The sequence below is a fragment of the Comamonas faecalis genome, assembly GCF_039538025.1.
GTDB classification, from domain to species: Bacteria; Pseudomonadota; Gammaproteobacteria; order Burkholderiales; family Burkholderiaceae_C; genus Comamonas_C; species Comamonas_C faecalis.
On sequence record NZ_BAABBP010000014.1, the window covers coordinates 63,412 to 80,750 of the forward strand.

The window sequence follows — 17,339 nt, forward strand, 5'->3', positions numbered from 1 at the left end:
GATTGACGCCTTTCTTCTTTGGGGGGAGGCGAGGATGGGGGCGCGCTGGTTTTGGGGGGTGTGGCTCGGTTGCTTGACGTCGCCGGCCCCTACCCCTGCCCTCCCCCAGAGGGGGAGGGAGAAATACCGCAAGAGGAGCCGCGGTCTTCAGCCGGTGAGGGGGAAATACCCCGGCGCAGGCTATCGTCACCACTCCTTCCCCCTTTGGGGGAAGGCAGGGATGGGGGCGGCTTGTGACGGCTCCCCGCTGCCCACTTCCTCCTTCCCCATCAGCCTCTTCTCAAGCCCATGAAAAACACCGTTTTGCGCTGGTATGACAGCGACGTGGCCTACAGCTTTCGCCGCTCGCCGGTGGCGATCGCCGCGGCGCTGGTGGCGCTGGTGTGCCTGCTGTGCGCGGCGTTTGCCGGCTGGGTGGCGCCGCACAATCCGCTTGATCTGTCGACACTGGAGCTGTCGGACGCGCGCCTGCCGCCGGTGTGGCTCGACGACGGCAGCTGGAAGTACCCGCTGGGCACCGACGACCAGGGGCGCGACATCCTGTCGGCGGTGATCTACGGCTCGCGCATCTCGCTGGTCGTGGGGCTGGTGTCGGTGCTGCTGTCGGTCGTGCTGGGCGTGGCGCTGGGGCTGGTGGCGGGCTTTCGCGGCGGCTGGGTCGACGGGTTGCTGATGCGGCTGTGCGACGTGATGCTGTCGTTTCCGGCCATCCTGATCGCGCTGTTGATTGCCGGCGTGGGCCGCGCGGTGTTTCCGCAGGCGCCCGAGTCGCTGGCGTTCGGCGTGCTGATTCTGTCGATCGCGCTGTCGGGCTGGGTGCAGTACGCGCGCACGGTGCGCGGCGCGACCATGGTCGAGCGCGGCAAGGAATACGTGCAGGCGGCGCGCGTGACCGGCGTCGCGCCGCTGGCCATCATGCACCGCCACGTGCTGCCCAACGTGCTGGGGCCGGTGATGGTGCTGGCCACCATCCAGGTGGCCACGGCCATCATCACCGAGGCGACGCTGTCCTTTCTGGGCGTGGGCGCGCCGCCCACCTCGCCGTCGCTGGGCACGCTGATCCGCGTGGGCAACGACTATTTGTTCTCGGGCGAGTGGTGGATCACGATTTTCCCGGGCGTGATGCTGGTGTTGATCGCGCTGTCGGTGAACCTGCTGGGCGACTGGCTGCGCGATGCGCTGAACCCGAAGTTGAGGGGCTGAGAGGCTGAAATGAGCGCACCGCTGCTGCAAGTCCAGAACCTGATGGTTGAATTTCCGACGCGCCGCGGCACGCTGCGCGCGCTGGATGATGTGTCGTTTTCGATTGCGCCGGGCGAGATCCTGGGCGTGGTGGGCGAGTCGGGCGCGGGCAAGTCGCTGACGGGCGCGTCCATCATCGGCCTGCTGGAGCCGCCCGGGCGCATTGCCGGCGGGCAGATTCTGCTGGGCGGCGAGCGCATCGACGACCTGCCGCCCGAGAAGATGCGCCACATCCGCGGGCGGCGCATCGGCGCGATCTTTCAGGATCCGCTGACCTCGCTGAACCCGCTGTACACCGTGGGCCAGCAACTGGTCGAGACGATTCGCACCCATCTGCCGCTGTCGGCCGCGCAGGCACGGGCGCGCGCCATCGAGCTGTTGCAGGACACCGGCATCCCGGCGGCGGATCAGCGCATCGACCACTATCCGCATCAGTTCTCGGGCGGCATGCGCCAGCGCGTGGTGATTGCGCTGGCGCTGGCGGCCGAGCCGCAGCTGATCGTCGCCGACGAGCCGACGACGGCGCTGGACGTGTCGATCCAGGCGCAGATCATCGAGCTGCTCAAGCGCCTGTGCCGCACGCACGGCGCCGCGGTGATGCTGATCACGCACGACATGGGCGTGATTGCCGAGACCTGCGACCGCGTCGCGGTGATGTATGCCGGGCGCATTGCCGAGATTGGCCCGGTGCACGAGGTCATCCACCAGCCGGCCCACCCGTACACGGCCGGGCTGATGGCCTGCATCCCGGACATGGACAGCGATCGCGAGCGCCTGAACCAGATCGACGGCGCGATGCCGCGGCTGAACGCCATTCCGCGCGGCTGCGCCTTCAACCCGCGCTGCCCCAAGGTCTTCGACCGCTGCCGCGTCGAACGCCCCGACCTGATGCCCGCCGGCAGCACGCAGGCGGCCTGCTGGCTGCATGCTGCGAAGAAGGAGGCCGCATGAACAAGCCCTTGGGCAATTGCTCCTTCCCCCTTTGGGGGAAGGCCGGGATGGGGGCTGGCCTCGTCGAGCAGGGAGCGGGCGGCGCTGGCTCCCACCCCAACCCTCCCCCAAAGGAGGAGCGAGCAGGGCAGCCGCTGGTGCAGGCGCATGACCTGGCCAAGACTTTTGACGTATCTGCGCCCTGGCTCAACCGCGTGATCGAGCGCAAGCCGCGCCAGCTGCTGCATGCGGTCGACGGCGTGGGCTTCACGATAGAGCGCGGCACCACGCTGGCGCTGGTGGGCGAGTCGGGCTGCGGCAAGAGCACGGTGGCGCGCCTGCTGGTCGGCCTGTACGCGCCCACGCGCGGGGGCTTTACCTTCGATGGGCAGGACGCGCATGCCGCGTTCAAGGGGCGGGACGCCCGTGCGATGCGTCGGCGCATCCAGATGATCTTCCAGGATCCCTATGCCAGCCTGAACCCGCGCTGGCGTGTGCAGGACATCGTCGGCGAGCCGCTGCGCGAGCATGGGCTGGTGACCGAGCGCGGCGCGCTGCGCGAGCGCGTGGCGCAGCTGCTGACCTCGGTGGGGCTGGCGGCGGCGGACATGGCCAAGTTTGCGCACCAGTTCTCGGGCGGGCAGCGCCAGCGCATCTCGATCGCCCGGGCGCTGGCGACCGAGCCCGAGTTCCTGGTGTGCGACGAGCCCACCAGCGCGCTGGACGTGTCGGTGCAGGCGCAGGTGCTCAACATCATGCGCGACCTGCAGCGCGCGCGCGGCCTGACCTATCTGTTCATCAGCCACAATTTGGCCGTGGTGCGCCACGTCAGCGACCAGGTGGGCGTGATGTACCTGGGCCGGCTGGTGGAGCTGGCGGACAAGCAGCGCCTGTTCTCCGCGCCGCGCCACCCCTACACGCGCATGTTGCTGGACGCGATCCCGAAGATGCACGACACCGGCCGCGCGCGCACGCCGGTGCAGGGTGAGGTGCCCAATCCGCTGGACCCGCCCACGGGCTGCGCCTTTCACCCGCGCTGTCCGTTTGCCAACGCGCGCTGCCACAGCGAGCGCCCGCAGATGCTGGCGCAGGAAGGCGGCGGCCTGGTGGCCTGCCACGCCGTCGAGGAAGGGCGTATTTGATATAAGGATTTGTTCGCGGCGATAGGCATCGCGAATCTGAACAGGAGAACACCATGAGCACCTTCACGCTGAGCAGCCCCGACATTGCCGACGGCAGCACCATTGCCAAGCATTTCGAGTTCGACGACTTCGGCTGCGGCGGCGACAACCGCTCGCCCGTGCTGCGCTGGAGCGGCGCGCCGGCCGCCACCAAGAGCTTTGCGGTCACCGTGTACGACCCCGATGCGCCCACGGGCTCGGGCTTCTGGCACTGGTATGTGGTCGATCTGCCGGCCAACGTGAACGAGCTTGCGGCCAACGCTGGCGCCAAAGGCGGCGCCAACCTGCCCGCCGGCGCGCGCCACATCCGCAACGACTACGGCCAGTACGCCTGGGGCGGCATGTGCCCGCCGCCGGGCGACAAGCCGCACCGCTACGTCTTCACTGTGTACGCGCTGTCGGTCGAGCGCCTGGAAGTGCCCGACGACGCACCCGCCGCGCTGGCCGGCTTCATGGCCAACGCCAATGCGCTGGCCAAGGCCAGCTTCACCGCGCTGTACGGGCGCTGAGCGCATCTGCCGGCGCCGTGCGCAGGCCCCTGCAGATCGCTAAAATCGAGGGTTTTCCCGGCCGCCGGCTTGGCGGCTTTTCTTTTTCGGTGCGGGCAATCATGGACTGGCATACCTGGGTGGCATTTTTCGTGGCGTCGTGGGTGATCGCGGTCTCGCCGGGCTCGGGCGCGGTGCTGTCGATGAGCCACGGCCTGTCCTACGGCGTGCGCCGCGCGGCGGTGACGATCTGCGGGCTGGAGCTGGGCCTGCTGGTGCTGCTGGTGATCGCCGGCGCTGGCGTGGGGTCGCTTTTGATCGCCTCGGCGCCGGCCTTTCTGGTGGTCAAGGTACTGGGTGCCTGCTACCTGATCTACCTGGGCTGGAGCCAGTGGCGCGCAGGCAGCGCCGGCACGCTGGGCGGCGACCTGCAGCAGCAGTACATGGCGCCGCGCCAGCGCCTGGCCACCGGCCTGCTGACCAATGCGACCAACCCCAAGGGCATTCTGTTCATGGTGGCCGTGCTGCCGCAGTTCATCAACCCCGAGCGGCCGCTGTGGAGCCAGCTGCTGGTCATGGCCGCCACCATGGTGCCGGTGGACATGCTGGTGATGGGTGGCTACGCCGCCAGCGCCAGTGCGCTGCGCCGCGTGATGCAGAACGCCGGCGCGATGCGGGCGCAGAACCGGGTGTTTGGCGGCCTGTTGATGATGGTTGGCGCGGGGCTGTTCTTCATCAAGCGCACGCAGCCGCAATAGCCGGTCTGGCGTGGTGCGGCGCAGTGATAATGCGCCGAGGTCAGACACCACGAACACATCACGACAGGAGGGAACGCCATGCCGGTGGTCGCAGTCGCCAACCCCAAGGGCGGCGTGGGTAAATCCACGCTGGCCACCAATATCGCCGGCTACTGGGCCAGCCGCGGCCACGCGGTGGCGCTGGGCGACATCGATCGCCAGCAGTCGGCGCGCCTGTGGCTGCAGCAGCGCCCCGAGAGCGCGGCGCCCATCGCGCTGTGGGATGCGCGTCCGGACTGGCTGGGCCAGCCCCCGCGTGGCAGCACGCATGCGGTGCTGGACACGCCCGCCGGCCTGCAGGGCTGGCGCCTGAACGACGTGCTGCGCCAGGCCGACCGCATCGTCATTCCGCTGCAGCCCAGCGTGTTCGACATGTTCGCGACGCGTGAATTCCTCAATGACCTGGCGCAGCAGCTGGAGCGCGACCCGGCGCGCGTGGGCATCATCGGCACGCGTGTGGACGAGCGCACGATTGCCGCCGAGCACCTGCGCGAGTTCATCGACGACCTGGGCTTTACCCGACTGGGCACGCTGCGCAACGCGCAGAACTATGTGCACCTGGCGGCGCAGGGGCTGACGCTGTTCGACGTCAGCCCTTCGCGCGTGCGGCGCGATCTGGAGCAGTGGCAGACGCTGTGCCAGTGGCTCGATGAGGTGGGCTGACGGCGCTTGAATCGCGCCGGGCGGATGTAATTCCATTTCTATATCAGCCGATTACTTTGTCGGCTTCGCTTGTCGTGCTACAGCACTGTCTGCGCTTCACCTTCGCGTACTCGATCGATATAGAAATGGAATAGCCGGTGCGCGGGCGGCGGACAATCACGCCATGTTCCACATTGTTCTCGTCGCACCCGAAATCCCGCCCAACACTGGCAACGTGATCCGGCTGGCGGCCAACACCGGCTGCAGGCTGCACCTGATCGAGCCGCTGGGCTTTTCAATGGAAGACCGGCTGATGCGCCGCGCCGGGCTCGATTACCACGAATACGCCCAGGTGCGCGTGCACCGCGACTGGCAGGCCTTGCTGGATGGCGAACGGCCCGATGCCGCGCGCATGTTTGCGCTGACTACGCGCGGCACGCGGGCGGTGCACGACGCGCGCTTTGCGCCGGGTGACTGGCTGGTCTTCGGCAGCGAGTCGCGCGGCCTGCCGCCGGCGGTGCGCGCGCGCTTTGCTCCGGTGCAGTGCCTGCGCTTGCCGATGCGCCCGCAGCAGCGCAGCCTGAACCTGTCGAACGCGGTGGCAGTGACCGTGTTCGAGGCCTGGCGGCAAAACGGCTTTGCCGGGGCAGTCTCTGATTAATTATTGCTCCGGCCTTGTGATGTTTGAACTCGTCATCCCGGCGAAGGCCGGGATCCAGTGCCTTTGAGAGGAAGTCATGGATTGCGGCCTTCGCCGCAATGACGAAAAATTGCTACTTCAAAGGGTCGAATCAATAATCCGGCGCGCCGTAGGTGCGCACCAGCGCCTCGGCAACGCAGGCGGGTTTGTCTGCACCTCCGCGCTCCACGCTCACTTCCCAGGTCATCTGCAGGCCGTTGCCGGGCAGCGGCTCGGCGGCCAGCAGCTTCAGGTGGGCGCGCAGGCGGCTGCCGACGGGCACGGGCGACGGAAAGCGCACGCGGTTGAGCCCGTAGTTGATGCCCATTTGTGTGCCTTGCACGCCAAAGGCCTCGCCCATGAAGCGCGCCAGCAGCGACAGCGTCAGAAAGCCGTGCGCCACCGTGGTGCCGAACGGCCCCTGCGCGGCACGCTCCGGGTCGGTGTGAATCCATTGATGGTCGCCGGTGGCCTGGGCGAACTGGTCGATCTGCGCCTGGGTGATGGTGACCCAGTCGGTCGGCGGCACGGCCTGCCCGACGCTGGCGGTCACTTCGTCATGATTGGCAAAAATTTTCATGCGGCCACTGTAGGGGTGCTGTTGCACGCAGCTTGTCCGGGGCGTGACAACGCGTCCTCAATCCGTTCGCGCCAGCACGATGGCATTGACGCTGCGCGCGCCGGCGCCGCGCAGCACGCTGGCGGCGGTGTACAACGTGGCGCCGGTGGTCATCACGTCGTCGATCAGCACGATGGAGCGCCCAGCAACCGGCGCATCGCCCGCTGTTGCAAACGCGCCGCGCAGGTTGCGCAGGCGCTGGGCGCGCGTGAGGCGGCTTTGCGCCGGCGTATCGTGCAGGCGCTCAAGCCACTGCGGCCGTACCTTGGCGCGGTCGAGCTGGCGCGCCAGCAGCAGTGCCTGGTTGTAGCCGCGCTGGCGCAGGCGCTGCGTCGACAGCGGAATGGGAACGAGCGCGTCGGCGCCGTCCAGCAGCGCCGCGGCGCCGGGCAGGTCGCGCAGCAGCGTGCCCAGCGCCGCGGCCCAGCCGGGATCAGCGCCAAACTTGAACTGTGTCAGCAGGTCAGCCCAGGGGTAGCCGTAGCCGACGGCGGCCAGGCAGGCATCGAGCGGCGGCGGGTGCTTCAGGCAATCGCCGCACTGCGCGATGCCGGGCGCGACCGGGGCCGCGCAGCGCGTGCAGCGCGCCACTGCCGCCGCATGGCCGCACTGGCGGCAGGCGGGGCACAGGCGCTGTGCCGGCCAGGCATGGCAGACGGCGCATTGGCTGGGCAGGCGCTGCAGCAACTGCAACGCCCGGTGCAGCGGGCCGGGGCGCGTGCCATGCGGCGCGCGCGCAGGCGATGTCCATGCGGGCCACGGGAAAACCATCGGCTCAATATACTCGTCCGCCATGGCGCACGGTTGCGCCGTTTTTGTGCCATGACCGAACAACTCCCTCCCACGATCGACCAGGTGGCCGCCGCGCGCTGGCAGGCGCAAGCGCCGCAGCAGGCGCCCTGGCTGCACGAGGAGGTGGCGCGGCGCATGCATGAGCGCCTGTCGTGGATCGTGCGCCCGCCTGGCATCTGGTGCGACTGGGATCCACTGCGCGGCGGCACCGAGGGCCATGCGCTGGTGGCGCAGCATTTCCCGCAGGCCGAGTGCCTGGTGGCCGAGACCTCCAGCCCGACCGGGCAGGCGCTGGCGAGAAAGCGCTTCACGCCGTCGTTATGGGAGCGGCTGCGCGGCGCGCCGGTGCGCTTTGGCATGCCGCAGCCGGGCAGCGTGCAGATGCTGTGGGCCAATATGGCGCTGCATATGGCGGCCAATCCGCAGGCGCTGATCGGCCGGTGGAGCGAGGCGATTGCCACCGATGGCTACCTGATGTTCTCCTGCCTGGGGCCGGACACGCTGCGCGAGCTGCGTGCGGTCTACGACGCGCTGGGCTGGCCCGCGCCGGGCCATGCCTTCACCGACATGCACGACTGGGGCGACATGCTGGTGCGCGGCGGCTTTGCCGAGCCGGTGATGGACATGGAGCGCATCGTGCTCACGTTTGCCACGCCCGAGCGTGCACTGCAGGAACTGCGCGAGCTGGGGCGCAACCTGCATGTGGCGCGCTTTGCCGGCCTGCGCGGACGGCACTGGCGAGCGCAGCTGCTGCTGGCCATGGCCGAGCGGCTGGCCGACCCGGCCCAGGGCGGGCAGCTGGCACTGACCTTCGAGATCGTCTACGGCCACGCGTTCAAGGCGCCGCCGCGCGCGCCGCTGAGCATCACACGCAGCGCACCGGCGCGGTAGGCCGGTCAGCAGCGCACGAATTGTTGTTTTGTATCGCCGTTGCGCAACGATTGCAATCGCGCTGCCTGTGATCTGCGTCAAATCGCACTAGAATCATTTTTGATAGCGCCTGCAGCGTGTGCCGCGTGAGATGCCGGGGAAGGCCCCGGCTGGCAACCGCATCGCAATCCTGGACTGTTTGATCGGGATTAATGCGTATTGCTGGATTTTGTGGTGTGCGGGCATGCTTGGGCCGTGTAATGAACCGGTGCGACTGGGCAGACACGGCCGCGTGGCGTGAAGCAAGGAGACAACAGGCTGCATGGAAAGCAGCCTGGACTGATGGAGCGAGGTGGGAATGCCGGCTTGGCCGGTCACCGCCGCCGGCGTTGCCGGCCGCCTGCGGGCGCAGCACATGATTGGTCGAAAGCGCAGAGAAAGACAAAGATGACAAGCATTTCCCACAAGCTCACCGCGCCGCTGCTGGCTGGCGCACTGTGGTTGGCCGGCAACGCCCACGCCGTTCAGGATCTTCCTGGCGGGCCTGCGGTGCGCCAGCTCAACCTGCACCCGCCGGCCTCACGCATCGCGCAGGCGCAGGTGGATCTGCACTGGATGCTGCTGATCATCTGCACCGTGATCTTCATCGGCGTGTTCGGCGTCATGTTCTATTCGATCTGGCACCACCGCAAGTCGCGCGGCGCCAAGCCGGCCAGCTTCAGCGAGTCCATCGTCGTCGAGGTCACCTGGACCGTCGTGCCGTTCCTGATCATCATCGGCATGGCGCTGCCGGCGACCAAGGTCATCGTGGCGCAAAAGGACACGACCAACGCCGACCTGACGATCAAGGCCACGGGCTACCAGTGGAAGTGGGGCTATGACTACCTGGCCGGCGAGGGCGAGGGGCTGGGCTTCCTCTCCACGATCGACAACAGCCACCGTGTCATGTCCAACAGCGGCGACGTGAGCAACGCGCCCGACGACTATCTGCTGCGGGTGGACAACCCGCTCGTCGTGCCGGTGGGCAAGAAGGTGCGCGTGATCACCACGGCCAATGACGTGATCCATTCGTGGATGGTGCCGGCCTTCGGCGTCAAGCAGGACGCGATTCCCGGCTTCGTGCGCGACACCTGGTTTCGCGCCGACCACGAGGGCGACTTCTACGGCCAGTGCGCCGAGCTGTGCGGCAAGGAGCACGCCTACATGCCGATCCACGTGAAGGTGGTGTCGGCCCAGGCCTACACCGAGTGGGTGGACGCGCAGCGCAAGGTCGCCGCGGCCAAGCTCGACGATCCCAACAAGGTCTGGGAGCTCGACGCGCTGAAGGCGCGCGGCGAGAAGGTCTATGCCGCCAACTGCGCCGCCTGCCACCAGGCCAACGGCAAGGGTGCAGGGCCGATCAAGCCGCTGGACGGTTCGGCCGTCGTGCGCGACGACGACCATGCCAAGCAGCTGCAAATCGTGTTGCACGGCGCGGGCAATGGCGCGATGCCGTCATGGGCCGCGCTCAGCGACACCGATCTGGCCGCCGTTGTGACCTATACCAAGAACGCCTGGTCCAACCATACCGGCCAGTTGGTTCAGCCCGCCGAAGTGCTTGCCCAGCGCAGCAAGTGAGCCACCCGTCCAACGTCATTTGAGGATTCGACCATGAGCGCAGTTCTGGATAACCACGGACATGTCGGCGACACCGGGCACGGCCACCACCAGCTCACCGGCTGGCGCCGCTGGCTGTTTGCCACCAACCACAAGGACATCGGGACGCTGTACCTGCTGTTCTCGTTCACGATGCTGATGATCGGCGGCCTGCTGGCCATGCTGATCCGCGCCGAGCTGTTTCAGCCGGGGCTGCAGATCTTCAACCCCGAGATGTTCAACCAGCTCACGACGATGCATGGGCTGATCATGGTGTTCGGCGCCATCATGCCGGCCTTCGTGGGTTTTGCGAACTGGATGATTCCGCTGCAGATCGGCGCGTCCGACATGGCGTTCGCACGCATGAACAACTTCAGCTTCTGGCTGCTGCCGCCCGCCGGCTTCATGCTGTCGGCGGCGTTCTTCATGCCCGGCGGCGCGCCCGCGGCGGGCTGGACGCTGTACGCACCGCTGTCGGCGCAGATGGGCATGTCGCTCGATGCCGCCATCTTCGCGCTGCACATCATGGGCGCGTCGTCCATCATGGGCGCGATCAACATCATCGTCACCATCCTGAACATGCGCGCGCCGGGCATGACGCTGATGAAGATGCCGATGTTCTGCTGGAGCTGGCTGATCACCGCCTACCTGCTCATCGCGGTGATGCCGGTGTTCGCCGGCGCGATCACGATGACGCTGACCGACCGCCACTTCGGCACCAGCTTCTTCAATCCCGCGGGCGGCGGCGACCCGGTCATGTACCAGCACATCTTCTGGTTCTTCGGCCACCCCGAGGTCTACATCATGATTCTGCCGGCCTTCGGCATGATCAGCCAGATCGTCCCCACCTTTGCGCGCAAGAAATTGTTTGGCTACACCTCGATGGTTTACGCGATCGCGGCGATCGCGACCATGTCGATGATCGTCTGGGCGCACCACATGTTCACCACCGGCATGCCGGTGACCGGCCAGCTGTTCTTCATGTACGCGACGATGGTGATCGCCATTCCCACCGGTGTGAAGGTGTTCAACTGGACGGCCACGATGTGGCGCGGCTCGATGACCTTCGAGACGCCGATGCTGTGGGCCGTGGGCTTTATCTTCGTGTTCACCATCGGCGGCTTCACCGGCGTGATTCCGGCCGTGGTGCCGATCGACACGCAGATCCAGGACACCTACTACATCATTGCCCACTTCCACTACGTGCTGGTGGCGGGTTCGCTGTTCGCCATCTACGGTGCCTACTACTACTGGGCGCCCAAGTGGACCGGCGTGATGTACGACGAGACGCGCGGCAAGATCCACTTCTGGTGGTCGATCATCTCGTTCAACGTAGCGTTCTTCCCCATGCACTTCCTGGGGTTGGCCGGCATGCCGCGCCGCTACGCCGACTACCCGATGCAGTTTGCCGACTTCAACATGATCGCCTCGATCGGCGCGTTCTTCTTCGGCATCGCCCAGGTGTACTTCTTCGTTGCCGTGGTCGTTCCGATGATGCGCGGCAAGGGCGAGAAGGCACCGCAGCGCCCCTGGGAAGGGGCCGAGGGGCTGGAGTGGGAGGTGCCTTCGCCGGCACCGATGCACACCTTCGTCGAGCCGCCCAAGCTCGACGAGACCGCCACCCGCGTCGTGGGCTGAGCGGCCAAGGACAGGAGACAGACATGCTGAGTGAGCAGCAGAAAAAGGCCAATGTGCGCACTGCGCTGATCCTGGCGTCGATTTCTCTGGCGCTGTTGATCGGGTTCGTGGTCAACATGGCCTGGATGCACTGAACGCGGGAGGGTGCTGGCCATGGCTGTCGTGCGCGGTGAAAACCTGAGGATGCTGGGCAAGCTGGCAGTCGTGGCCGCAGGCATGTTCGCCTTTGGCTATCTGCTGATCCCGCTGTACCAGCGCATCTGCGAGGTCACCGGCATCAACATCCTGTCGCTGTCCGAGCGGCTGGTACCGGGCAATGGCACGGCCGGCGCCAACGTGCGCGTGCCAAGCAACTCTCAGATCGACACCAGCCGCACGGTCACCGTGCAATTCGACGCCAATGCCCACGGCCCATGGCGCTTCAAGCCGGCGCAGCACACCGTGACCGTGCATCCGGGCGAGATGGCGACCGTGATGTATGAATTCGAAAACGTGCAGGACAGGCGCATGGCCGCGCAGGCCATACCCAGTTATGCGCCGCGCCAGGCGGCGCCGCATTTCAACAAGATCGAGTGTTTTTGCTTCAACCAGTACACGCTGGAGCCGGGCGAGAAAAAACAGTGGCCGGTCACCTTCGTCATCGACCCGCGCCTGTCGCGCGACGTGACGACGATCACGCTGTCCTACACCTTCTTCGAAGTCGGCGGCAAGACGCCGCCGGCGCCTGCAACCGCCGACGCGGCACAGGCCGCGGCGCAGGGAGCGCGGTCGTGATGGCGACCAACCCCGACGACGCCCCTGGCACGCCGCGCAAGGCGTCGCACTGGCGTGCGGTGCGCATCGTCGCGTGGTCGCTGCTGGGGCTGCGCCGCAATGCCCGTCACCACCAGGATCAGGAAAAGCTTCCCCCGCTGCTGCTCGTCTTCGTCGCGCTCGGTGCGATGCTGGCCCTGGTACTGACGCTGATCGCCGTCGTGCACTGGGTGGGCGGGTGATGCACGGCAGAGCACGGATTTGATCCCCACAGACACCAACGAGAACCGAGGAGACGCCATGACAAGCACTACCCAGGGCATTGCGCCCTATTACTACGTACCGGAGCAGTCGAGCCATCCGATCATGGCCGCGTTCGGCCTGTTCTTCGTGATCCTGGGCGCTGCGCTGTGGGTCAATGGCGTGCAGATCGGCAAGTATTCGTTCATCTTCGGCCTCGTGTGGTGGCTGGCCGTGCTGTTCGTGTGGTTCCGCGACGCGATCCGCGAGAGCGAGGCCGGGTTGTACGGCAGGCGCATCGACCACTCCTACCGTTGGGGCATGAGCTGGTTCATCTTCTCGGAGGTCATGTTCTTCGGCGCCTTCTTCACCGCGCTGTGGTGGGCACGCGTGCACTCGCTGCCAGAGTTGGCCAACCTGGGCAACGACATCATCTGGCCGGGCTTCAAGGGCGTATGGCCCAGCGTCGCCGCGGGCGCGACCGGGTCGCCAGCGCAGACCGTGGAGCCGTTTCACACCGTCGGGCCGTTCTGGCTGCCCACCATCAACACCGCGTTGCTGCTGACTTCGGGCGTGACGCTGACCATTGCCCACCACGCTTTGCAACTGGGCAACCGCGGCAAGACGATCGGCTTCATGTGGATCACGGTGGTGCTGGGCTTCGTCTTCCTGTGCGTGCAGGGCTACGAGTACTACCACCTGTACACCGAGCTGAACCTCAAGCTCAGCTCGGGTGTGTACGGCTCGACCTTCTTCATGCTGACTGGCTTCCACGGCTTCCACGTGTTCATCGGCATGCTGATGCTGTTTTTCATCACGCTGCGGCTGATGAGCGGGCATTTCACGCCCCAGCGCCATTTTGGGTTCGAGGGCGCAGCCTGGTACTGGCACTTCGTCGACGTGGTCTGGCTGGGCCTGTACGTGCTGGTCTACTGGATGTGAGCAGGCGGCCGCAGCAACGCGAAAAGCGCCTCAGGGCGCTTTTTCGTTGGTGGTGCTTATTGTCTTATTGCAATGGCAGGCCCGTGGGCTGTATCCAGCCCAGCTTCCATGACAGCAGCAACAGTAGAAACAGCGCCACCGACAGGCCCACGCGCAGCGCCAGCGCGCGCACCATGCGCCGGCTTTGCAGCGCATCGCTGGCGTCGCCATGGTTGCCGCGCATCATGAAGAACAGGGCGCTGCCCAGGCTGGCGATGATGGCCAGCAGCGCGAGTACGATGACGATTTTCATGCCATGCATTATCAAATGAACACCGTTCAGCGTCATTCGCCGCGCAGCGCCATGCTGCGCTGGTGGGTGTTGACGCTGGCGGCGCTGCTGCTGGCGGGCGTGACCGCGCGGCTGGGGGCGTGGCAGCTCTCGCGCGCGCATGAAAAAGAGCGGCTGCAGGCACAGGTGCAGGCCCGCCAGGGTGAGGCGGCTCTGGACAGCGTGGAGCTGGCCGCAGCGGGCGGGGCGGCGCTGCACCGCCCGGTGATGCTGCGCGGGCAGTGGGTGGAGGGCTCGACCGTGTTTCTGGACAATCGCCAGATGAGTGGGCGCGTGGGTTTTGACGTGATTAGCGCGCTGCGCTTGAGCGGCACCGAAGCGGTTGTTGCGGTGCAGCGCGGCTGGGTGGCGCGCGATTTTGGCGACCGCGCCCGCCTGCCCGAATTGCCCGCCCCGGCGGGCGAGGTGCGCGTCGAAGGACGCGTGGCCGGCGAGCCCGCGCGCCTGTTTGAATTTGCATCAACGGCGACGGGTTCGGGGCCTTCGCGCATACGGCAGAATCTGCACCTGTCGGACTATGCCGATGAGCTTGGCCTGGCGCTGCTGCCGGTGACGGTGCAGCAGACCGGGCCGGGCGGCGACGGCCTGCTGCGCCAGTGGCCGGCGGCCGACAGCGGTGTCGACAAACATTACGGTTATGCCTTCCAGTGGTTCGGGCTTTCTGCCCTGGTGATGGTGCTCTATGTCTGGTTCCAAATCATCCGACGCTTTTTTCGCCCCGGGCGCCAGCCCGCCGGTTGACGCCGCGGCGCAGCAGCGCTCTGCGGGCGACACCGCATTGGTGGCGTTGGTCGAGCAGTCGCGCACGCGCACCGGCCGCTGGAAGCTGCTCTTGCTGATGCTGGTGTTTGCCGCGCCGGTCGTGCTGTCGTACTTCACCTACTACGTCATCCGGCCCGAGGGGCGCACCAACTTCGGCACGCTGATCAACCCGCAGCGCGCCATGCCTGAGCAGGCGCTCGTCACCGCGCTCGACGGCAGCACGCGCCGCCTGGGCGAGCTCAAGGGCCAATGGCTGTTGGTCAGCGTCGCGCCCGGCGCGTGCGACGCCACCTGCCGAAACAACCTGTATTTGCAGCGCCAGATCCGCGAGAGCCTGGGGCGCGAGAAGGATCGCCTGGACTGGATCTGGCTGGTCAGCGACGCGCAGGCACTGCCCAGCGACATCCGCGCCGGCCTGGCGCAAGCCAGCGTGCTGCGCATGGATGGCGCCGACATCGCCGGCTGGCTGCAGCCTGAAGACGGCCATGCGCTGGCCGAGCACCTGTACCTGGTCGACCCGATGGGCCACTGGATGATGCGCATGCCTGCCGATCTGGACGCCAAGGGCGCGGCCAAGGCGCGGCGCGACATCGAGCGCCTGCTGCGCGCGTCTTCTTCGTGGGATCGCGCCGGACGCGAGGAACTGCAGTGAGGCCGGGGCGCAACAAGGCGCGACGAGGATGACGACGACGATGGAGCAACCGCTGTACGACCTGGCCCCGGTGATCGAGCTGATGACGCTGGGCCTTTTGATCGCGCTGCTGCCGCTGGCCTGGGTGTGGTTCAAGAACCGCGGCGCCGGGCCGCTGCGGCGCGTGCAGGCGCTGACGGTGCTCACGCTGTTCCTGACCTTCGATCTGGTGATGTTCGGCGCCTTCACGCGACTGACCGATTCGGGCCTGGGCTGCCCCGACTGGCCTGGCTGCTACGGCAGCGCCAGCCCCGTGGGCGCGCACACCGAGATCTCGGCCGCGCAGTCGGCCATGCCCACTGGGCCGGTCACGCACAGCAAGGCCTGGGTCGAGATGATCCACCGCTATCTGGCCACTGGCGTCGGCGTGCTGATCATCGTGCTCACCATTTCGGCCTGGCTGCGCTGGCGCCAGGCGCGCCGAGCCGGCGCCAGTGCCGAGCGGCCGCTCAACCCCTGGTGGCCCACGGTCACGCTGGTCTGGGTGTGCCTGCAGGGCGCGTTTGGTGCGCTGACGGTGACGATGAAGCTGTTCCCCGCCATCGTCACGCTGCACTTGCTCGGCGGTCTGGTGCTCTTGGTGCTGCTGTGCGCGCAGGCAGTGCGCCATACCTACATATTGCAAGGTCGCCAGCGCGTGCCGCTGCGCCGTGGCCTGCGCTGGCTGCTGGGCGCCACGGCGCTGCTGGTGGGGCTGCAGGCGGCGCTGGGCGGCTGGGTCAGCACCAATTACGCGGTGTTGGCGTGCACCACGTTTCCGCAGTGCCAGGGCGGCTGGTGGCCGGCGATGGATTTTGGCCAGGGCTTCACGCTGTGGCGTCCGCTGGGGCAGATGCCCGACGGCAGCCTGATCGGTTTTGCCGCGCTCACCGCGATTCACTATCTGCACCGCCTGGCGGCCTATGCGGTGGTGGCGCTGCTGCTGGTGCTGGCCTGGCGGTTGCACCGCGCTGGCGTGCTGCGCGACCAGGCGCGCTGGCTGGTCGGGCTGACGCTGTTGCAGTTCGTCACCGGCCTGTCCAACGTGGTGCTGGACTGGCCGCTGGCCGCCGCCGTGCTGCACACCGGCGGCGCCGGTGCGCTGGTGGTGGTGTTGACCTGGGCACTGGCGGCAAGCTGCCGCGCGCCCGCAACCGTGGCGGCGTCCCAGGGCGCGGCACGCATGGCATCACAGGTATCCGCATGAACACGACGACGACCAACCCCGGCCAGGCGGCCACCGCTGTGCACGCCATGCCGTCGCGCCTGGCGCAGTTCTACGCGCTGGCCAAGCCGCGCGTGATCCAGCTCATCGTGTTCTGCGCCTTCATCGGCATGGTGCTGGCCGTGCCTGGCCTGCCGACGGCCGGGCAATGGCTGAGTATGGCCGTGGCCAGCTTTGGCATTTGGCTGGTGGCGGGCGCGGCGGCGGCGTTCAACTGCATGGTCGAGCGCAGCATCGACGCGCGCATGAAGCGCACCGCCTGGCGCCCCACGGCCAAGGGCGAGCTGTCGATGCGCCAGGCGCTCGCGTTCTCGGCGCTGTTGTGCGCCGCGGGCTCGGGCATTCTGTATTTCCTGGTCAACCCGCTGACGATGTGGCTCACTTTTGCCACCTTTGTCGGCTACGCCATCATCTACACGGTCATCCTCAAGCCGCTGACGCCGCAGAACATCGTGATCGGCGGCGCCTCGGGCGCCATGCCGCCAGTGCTGGGCTGGGCGGCGATGACGGGCCAGGTCAGCCCCGAGGCGCTGATCCTGTTCCTGATCATCTTTCTGTGGACGCCGCCGCACTTCTGGGCGCTGGCGCTGTACCGTGTGGAGGACTATCGCAAGTCGGGCCTGCCGATGCTGCCGGTCACGCATGGCAACGAGTTCACCCGGCTGCAGGTGTTTCTCTACACGCTCATCCTGTTTGCCGGCTGCCTGATGCCCTTCGTCTACGGCATGAGCTCGTGGATCTACCTGATCGCCGCCATCGTCCTGAGCCTGGGCTTTTGCGCCTACGGCTTCGTGCTGTGGCGCGATTATTCCGACGCGCTGGCGCGCAAGACTTTTCGTTTCTCCCTGATCCACCTGAGCGCGCTGTTTGCCGCGCTGCTGGTCGATCACTATGTTCTGTGAT

The 17,339-nt window shown here is 67.1% G+C and carries 21 protein-coding genes; 18 read left to right on the forward strand and 3 right to left on the reverse strand.

Annotated features, from left to right (window positions below; translation table 11 throughout):
• Nucleotides 1-288 precede the first annotated feature (288 nt).
• The 7 genes from ABD767_RS09615 (at nt 289) to ABD767_RS09645 (ending at nt 5,941) form a co-directional block, all read left to right on the forward strand.
• Nucleotides 289-1,203, forward strand: coding sequence for an ABC transporter permease (locus ABD767_RS09615; protein ID WP_344869509.1), 915 nt, complete (start codon nt 289-291; stop codon nt 1,201-1,203).
• Nucleotides 1,204-1,212: 9 nt separating this feature from the next.
• Nucleotides 1,213-2,193 carry an ABC transporter ATP-binding protein gene (locus ABD767_RS09620; RefSeq protein WP_344869511.1) on the forward strand — a complete coding sequence of 327 codons (981 nt, stop codon included), beginning with the start codon at nt 1,213-1,215 and terminating at the stop codon, nt 2,191-2,193.
• A gap of 137 nt (nt 2,194-2,330) precedes the next feature.
• Nucleotides 2,331-3,314, forward strand: coding sequence for an ABC transporter ATP-binding protein (locus tag ABD767_RS09625; RefSeq protein WP_344869557.1), 984 nt, complete (start codon nt 2,331-2,333; stop codon nt 3,312-3,314).
• 53 nt (nt 3,315-3,367) lie between these two features.
• Complete coding sequence (locus ABD767_RS09630; protein ID WP_103044060.1) at nt 3,368-3,862, forward strand: YbhB/YbcL family Raf kinase inhibitor-like protein; 495 nt, start codon at nt 3,368-3,370, stop codon at nt 3,860-3,862.
• Between the two features lie 101 nt (nt 3,863-3,963).
• Complete coding sequence (locus ABD767_RS09635; RefSeq protein ID WP_344869515.1) at nt 3,964-4,599, forward strand: LysE family transporter; 636 nt, start codon at nt 3,964-3,966, stop codon at nt 4,597-4,599.
• Nucleotides 4,600-4,677: 78 nt separating this feature from the next.
• On the forward strand, nt 4,678-5,301 hold the full coding sequence (locus ABD767_RS09640; RefSeq protein ID WP_344869517.1) for a nucleotide-binding protein: 624 nt from the start codon (nt 4,678-4,680) through the stop codon (nt 5,299-5,301).
• A 163-nt stretch (nt 5,302-5,464) separates the two neighbouring features.
• Nucleotides 5,465-5,941, forward strand: coding sequence for a tRNA (cytidine(34)-2'-O)-methyltransferase (locus ABD767_RS09645; RefSeq protein ID WP_344869519.1), 477 nt, complete (start codon nt 5,465-5,467; stop codon nt 5,939-5,941).
• 130 nt (nt 5,942-6,071) lie between these two features.
• Here ABD767_RS09645 and ABD767_RS09650 read toward each other — a convergent pair whose 3' ends face one another.
• Nucleotides 6,072-6,539, reverse strand: coding sequence for a MaoC family dehydratase (locus ABD767_RS09650; RefSeq protein ID WP_344869521.1), 468 nt, complete (start codon nt 6,537-6,539; stop codon nt 6,072-6,074).
• 57 nt (nt 6,540-6,596) lie between these two features.
• Nucleotides 6,597-7,349, reverse strand: coding sequence for a ComF family protein (locus ABD767_RS09655; protein WP_344869523.1), 753 nt, complete (start codon nt 7,347-7,349; stop codon nt 6,597-6,599).
• A 51-nt stretch (nt 7,350-7,400) separates the two neighbouring features.
• Here ABD767_RS09655 and ABD767_RS09660 point away from each other — a divergent pair, with 51 nt between their 5' ends.
• From ABD767_RS09660 to ABD767_RS09690, 7 genes are all read left to right on the forward strand, one after another.
• Nucleotides 7,401-8,261 (forward strand): biotin synthase, encoded by an 861-nt coding sequence (locus ABD767_RS09660; RefSeq protein WP_344869525.1) that lies wholly within the window; start codon nt 7,401-7,403, stop codon nt 8,259-8,261.
• 426 nt (nt 8,262-8,687) lie between these two features.
• Nucleotides 8,688-9,857 carry a cytochrome c oxidase subunit II gene (coxB, locus tag ABD767_RS09665; RefSeq protein WP_344869529.1) on the forward strand — a complete coding sequence of 390 codons (1,170 nt, stop codon included), beginning with the start codon at nt 8,688-8,690 and terminating at the stop codon, nt 9,855-9,857.
• A gap of 33 nt (nt 9,858-9,890) precedes the next feature.
• A complete protein-coding gene (gene ctaD / locus ABD767_RS09670; RefSeq protein ID WP_103045543.1) occupies nt 9,891-11,513 on the forward strand; it encodes a cytochrome c oxidase subunit I in 1,623 nt (540 codons plus the stop codon).
• A gap of 23 nt (nt 11,514-11,536) precedes the next feature.
• Nucleotides 11,537-11,647: a cytochrome oxidase small assembly protein gene (locus ABD767_RS09675; RefSeq protein ID WP_344869532.1), complete on the forward strand. Its 111-nt coding sequence runs from the start codon at nt 11,537-11,539 to the stop codon at nt 11,645-11,647.
• A 19-nt stretch (nt 11,648-11,666) separates the two neighbouring features.
• Nucleotides 11,667-12,287, forward strand: a complete 621-nt coding sequence (locus tag ABD767_RS09680) for a cytochrome c oxidase assembly protein (protein ID WP_103045549.1) — start codon at nt 11,667-11,669, stop codon at nt 12,285-12,287.
• A complete protein-coding gene (locus ABD767_RS09685) occupies nt 12,287-12,508 on the forward strand; it encodes a DUF2970 domain-containing protein (RefSeq protein ID WP_103045542.1) in 222 nt (73 codons plus the stop codon). Before ABD767_RS09680 ends, ABD767_RS09685 begins: the two co-directional genes overlap by 1 nt.
• Before the next feature lie 58 nt (nt 12,509-12,566).
• A complete protein-coding gene (locus ABD767_RS09690) occupies nt 12,567-13,448 on the forward strand; it encodes a cytochrome c oxidase subunit 3 (RefSeq protein WP_103045541.1) in 882 nt (293 codons plus the stop codon).
• Between the two features lie 64 nt (nt 13,449-13,512).
• Here the strand turns inward: ABD767_RS09690 and ABD767_RS09695 are convergent, their stop codons facing one another.
• Nucleotides 13,513-13,740, reverse strand: coding sequence for a twin transmembrane helix small protein (locus tag ABD767_RS09695; protein ID WP_344869535.1), 228 nt, complete (start codon nt 13,738-13,740; stop codon nt 13,513-13,515).
• Nucleotides 13,741-13,755: 15 nt separating this feature from the next.
• Between ABD767_RS09695 and ABD767_RS09700 the strand changes: the two genes are divergently transcribed.
• From ABD767_RS09700 to cyoE, 4 genes are read left to right on the forward strand one after another with little or no spacing between them, the layout of a single operon-like run.
• Nucleotides 13,756-14,520 carry an SURF1 family protein gene (locus tag ABD767_RS09700; RefSeq protein WP_344869536.1) on the forward strand — a complete coding sequence of 255 codons (765 nt, stop codon included), beginning with the start codon at nt 13,756-13,758 and terminating at the stop codon, nt 14,518-14,520.
• Nucleotides 14,462-15,193, forward strand: a complete 732-nt coding sequence (locus ABD767_RS09705; protein WP_344869537.1) for a hypothetical protein — start codon at nt 14,462-14,464, stop codon at nt 15,191-15,193. The genes ABD767_RS09700 and ABD767_RS09705 overlap by 59 nt, the downstream gene beginning before the upstream one ends.
• Before the next feature lie 28 nt (nt 15,194-15,221).
• The gene (locus ABD767_RS09710; protein ID WP_344869539.1) at nt 15,222-16,418 is read left to right on the forward strand and encodes a COX15/CtaA family protein; all 1,197 of its coding nucleotides are present in this window, start codon (nt 15,222-15,224) and stop codon (nt 16,416-16,418) included.
• Entirely contained in the window at nt 16,415-17,338 is a 924-nt protein-coding gene (gene cyoE / locus ABD767_RS09715) for a heme o synthase (protein WP_103045536.1), read from the forward strand. The genes ABD767_RS09710 and cyoE overlap by 4 nt, the downstream gene beginning before the upstream one ends.
• Nucleotide 17,339: the final 1 nt, after the last annotated feature.

What these genes read in the sequence shown, in the direction of transcription:
- ABD767_RS09645 (WP_344869519.1), top strand. Translation starts at nt 5,465, where the DNA reads ATGTTCCACATTGTTCTCGTCGCACCCGAAATCCCGCCCAACACTGGC.
- ABD767_RS09650 (WP_344869521.1), bottom strand. Translation starts at nt 6,539, where the DNA reads ATGAAAATTTTTGCCAATCATGACGAAGTGACCGCCAGCGTCGGGCAG.
- ABD767_RS09655 (WP_344869523.1), bottom strand. Translation starts at nt 7,349, where the DNA reads ATGGTTTTCCCGTGGCCCGCATGGACATCGCCTGCGCGCGCGCCGCAT.
- ABD767_RS09620 (WP_344869511.1), top strand. Translation starts at nt 1,213, where the DNA reads ATGAGCGCACCGCTGCTGCAAGTCCAGAACCTGATGGTTGAATTTCCG.
- ABD767_RS09680 (WP_103045549.1), top strand. Translation starts at nt 11,667, where the DNA reads ATGGCTGTCGTGCGCGGTGAAAACCTGAGGATGCTGGGCAAGCTGGCA.
- ABD767_RS09640 (WP_344869517.1), top strand. Translation starts at nt 4,678, where the DNA reads ATGCCGGTGGTCGCAGTCGCCAACCCCAAGGGCGGCGTGGGTAAATCC.
- ABD767_RS09705 (WP_344869537.1), top strand. Translation starts at nt 14,462, where the DNA reads ATGTCTGGTTCCAAATCATCCGACGCTTTTTTCGCCCCGGGCGCCAGC.
- ABD767_RS09615 (WP_344869509.1), top strand. Translation starts at nt 289, where the DNA reads ATGAAAAACACCGTTTTGCGCTGGTATGACAGCGACGTGGCCTACAGC.
- ABD767_RS09675 (WP_344869532.1), top strand. Translation starts at nt 11,537, where the DNA reads ATGCTGAGTGAGCAGCAGAAAAAGGCCAATGTGCGCACTGCGCTGATC.
- ABD767_RS09690 (WP_103045541.1), top strand. Translation starts at nt 12,567, where the DNA reads ATGACAAGCACTACCCAGGGCATTGCGCCCTATTACTACGTACCGGAG.
- ABD767_RS09685 (WP_103045542.1), top strand. Translation starts at nt 12,287, where the DNA reads ATGGCGACCAACCCCGACGACGCCCCTGGCACGCCGCGCAAGGCGTCG.
- cyoE (WP_103045536.1), top strand. Translation starts at nt 16,415, where the DNA reads ATGAACACGACGACGACCAACCCCGGCCAGGCGGCCACCGCTGTGCAC.
- coxB (WP_344869529.1), top strand. Translation starts at nt 8,688, where the DNA reads ATGACAAGCATTTCCCACAAGCTCACCGCGCCGCTGCTGGCTGGCGCA.
- ABD767_RS09660 (WP_344869525.1), top strand. Translation starts at nt 7,401, where the DNA reads ATGACCGAACAACTCCCTCCCACGATCGACCAGGTGGCCGCCGCGCGC.
- ABD767_RS09700 (WP_344869536.1), top strand. Translation starts at nt 13,756, where the DNA reads ATGAACACCGTTCAGCGTCATTCGCCGCGCAGCGCCATGCTGCGCTGG.
- ctaD (WP_103045543.1), top strand. Translation starts at nt 9,891, where the DNA reads ATGAGCGCAGTTCTGGATAACCACGGACATGTCGGCGACACCGGGCAC.
- ABD767_RS09630 (WP_103044060.1), top strand. Translation starts at nt 3,368, where the DNA reads ATGAGCACCTTCACGCTGAGCAGCCCCGACATTGCCGACGGCAGCACC.
- ABD767_RS09710 (WP_344869539.1), top strand. Translation starts at nt 15,222, where the DNA reads ATGACGACGACGATGGAGCAACCGCTGTACGACCTGGCCCCGGTGATC.
- ABD767_RS09695 (WP_344869535.1), bottom strand. Translation starts at nt 13,740, where the DNA reads ATGAAAATCGTCATCGTACTCGCGCTGCTGGCCATCATCGCCAGCCTG.
- ABD767_RS09635 (WP_344869515.1), top strand. Translation starts at nt 3,964, where the DNA reads ATGGACTGGCATACCTGGGTGGCATTTTTCGTGGCGTCGTGGGTGATC.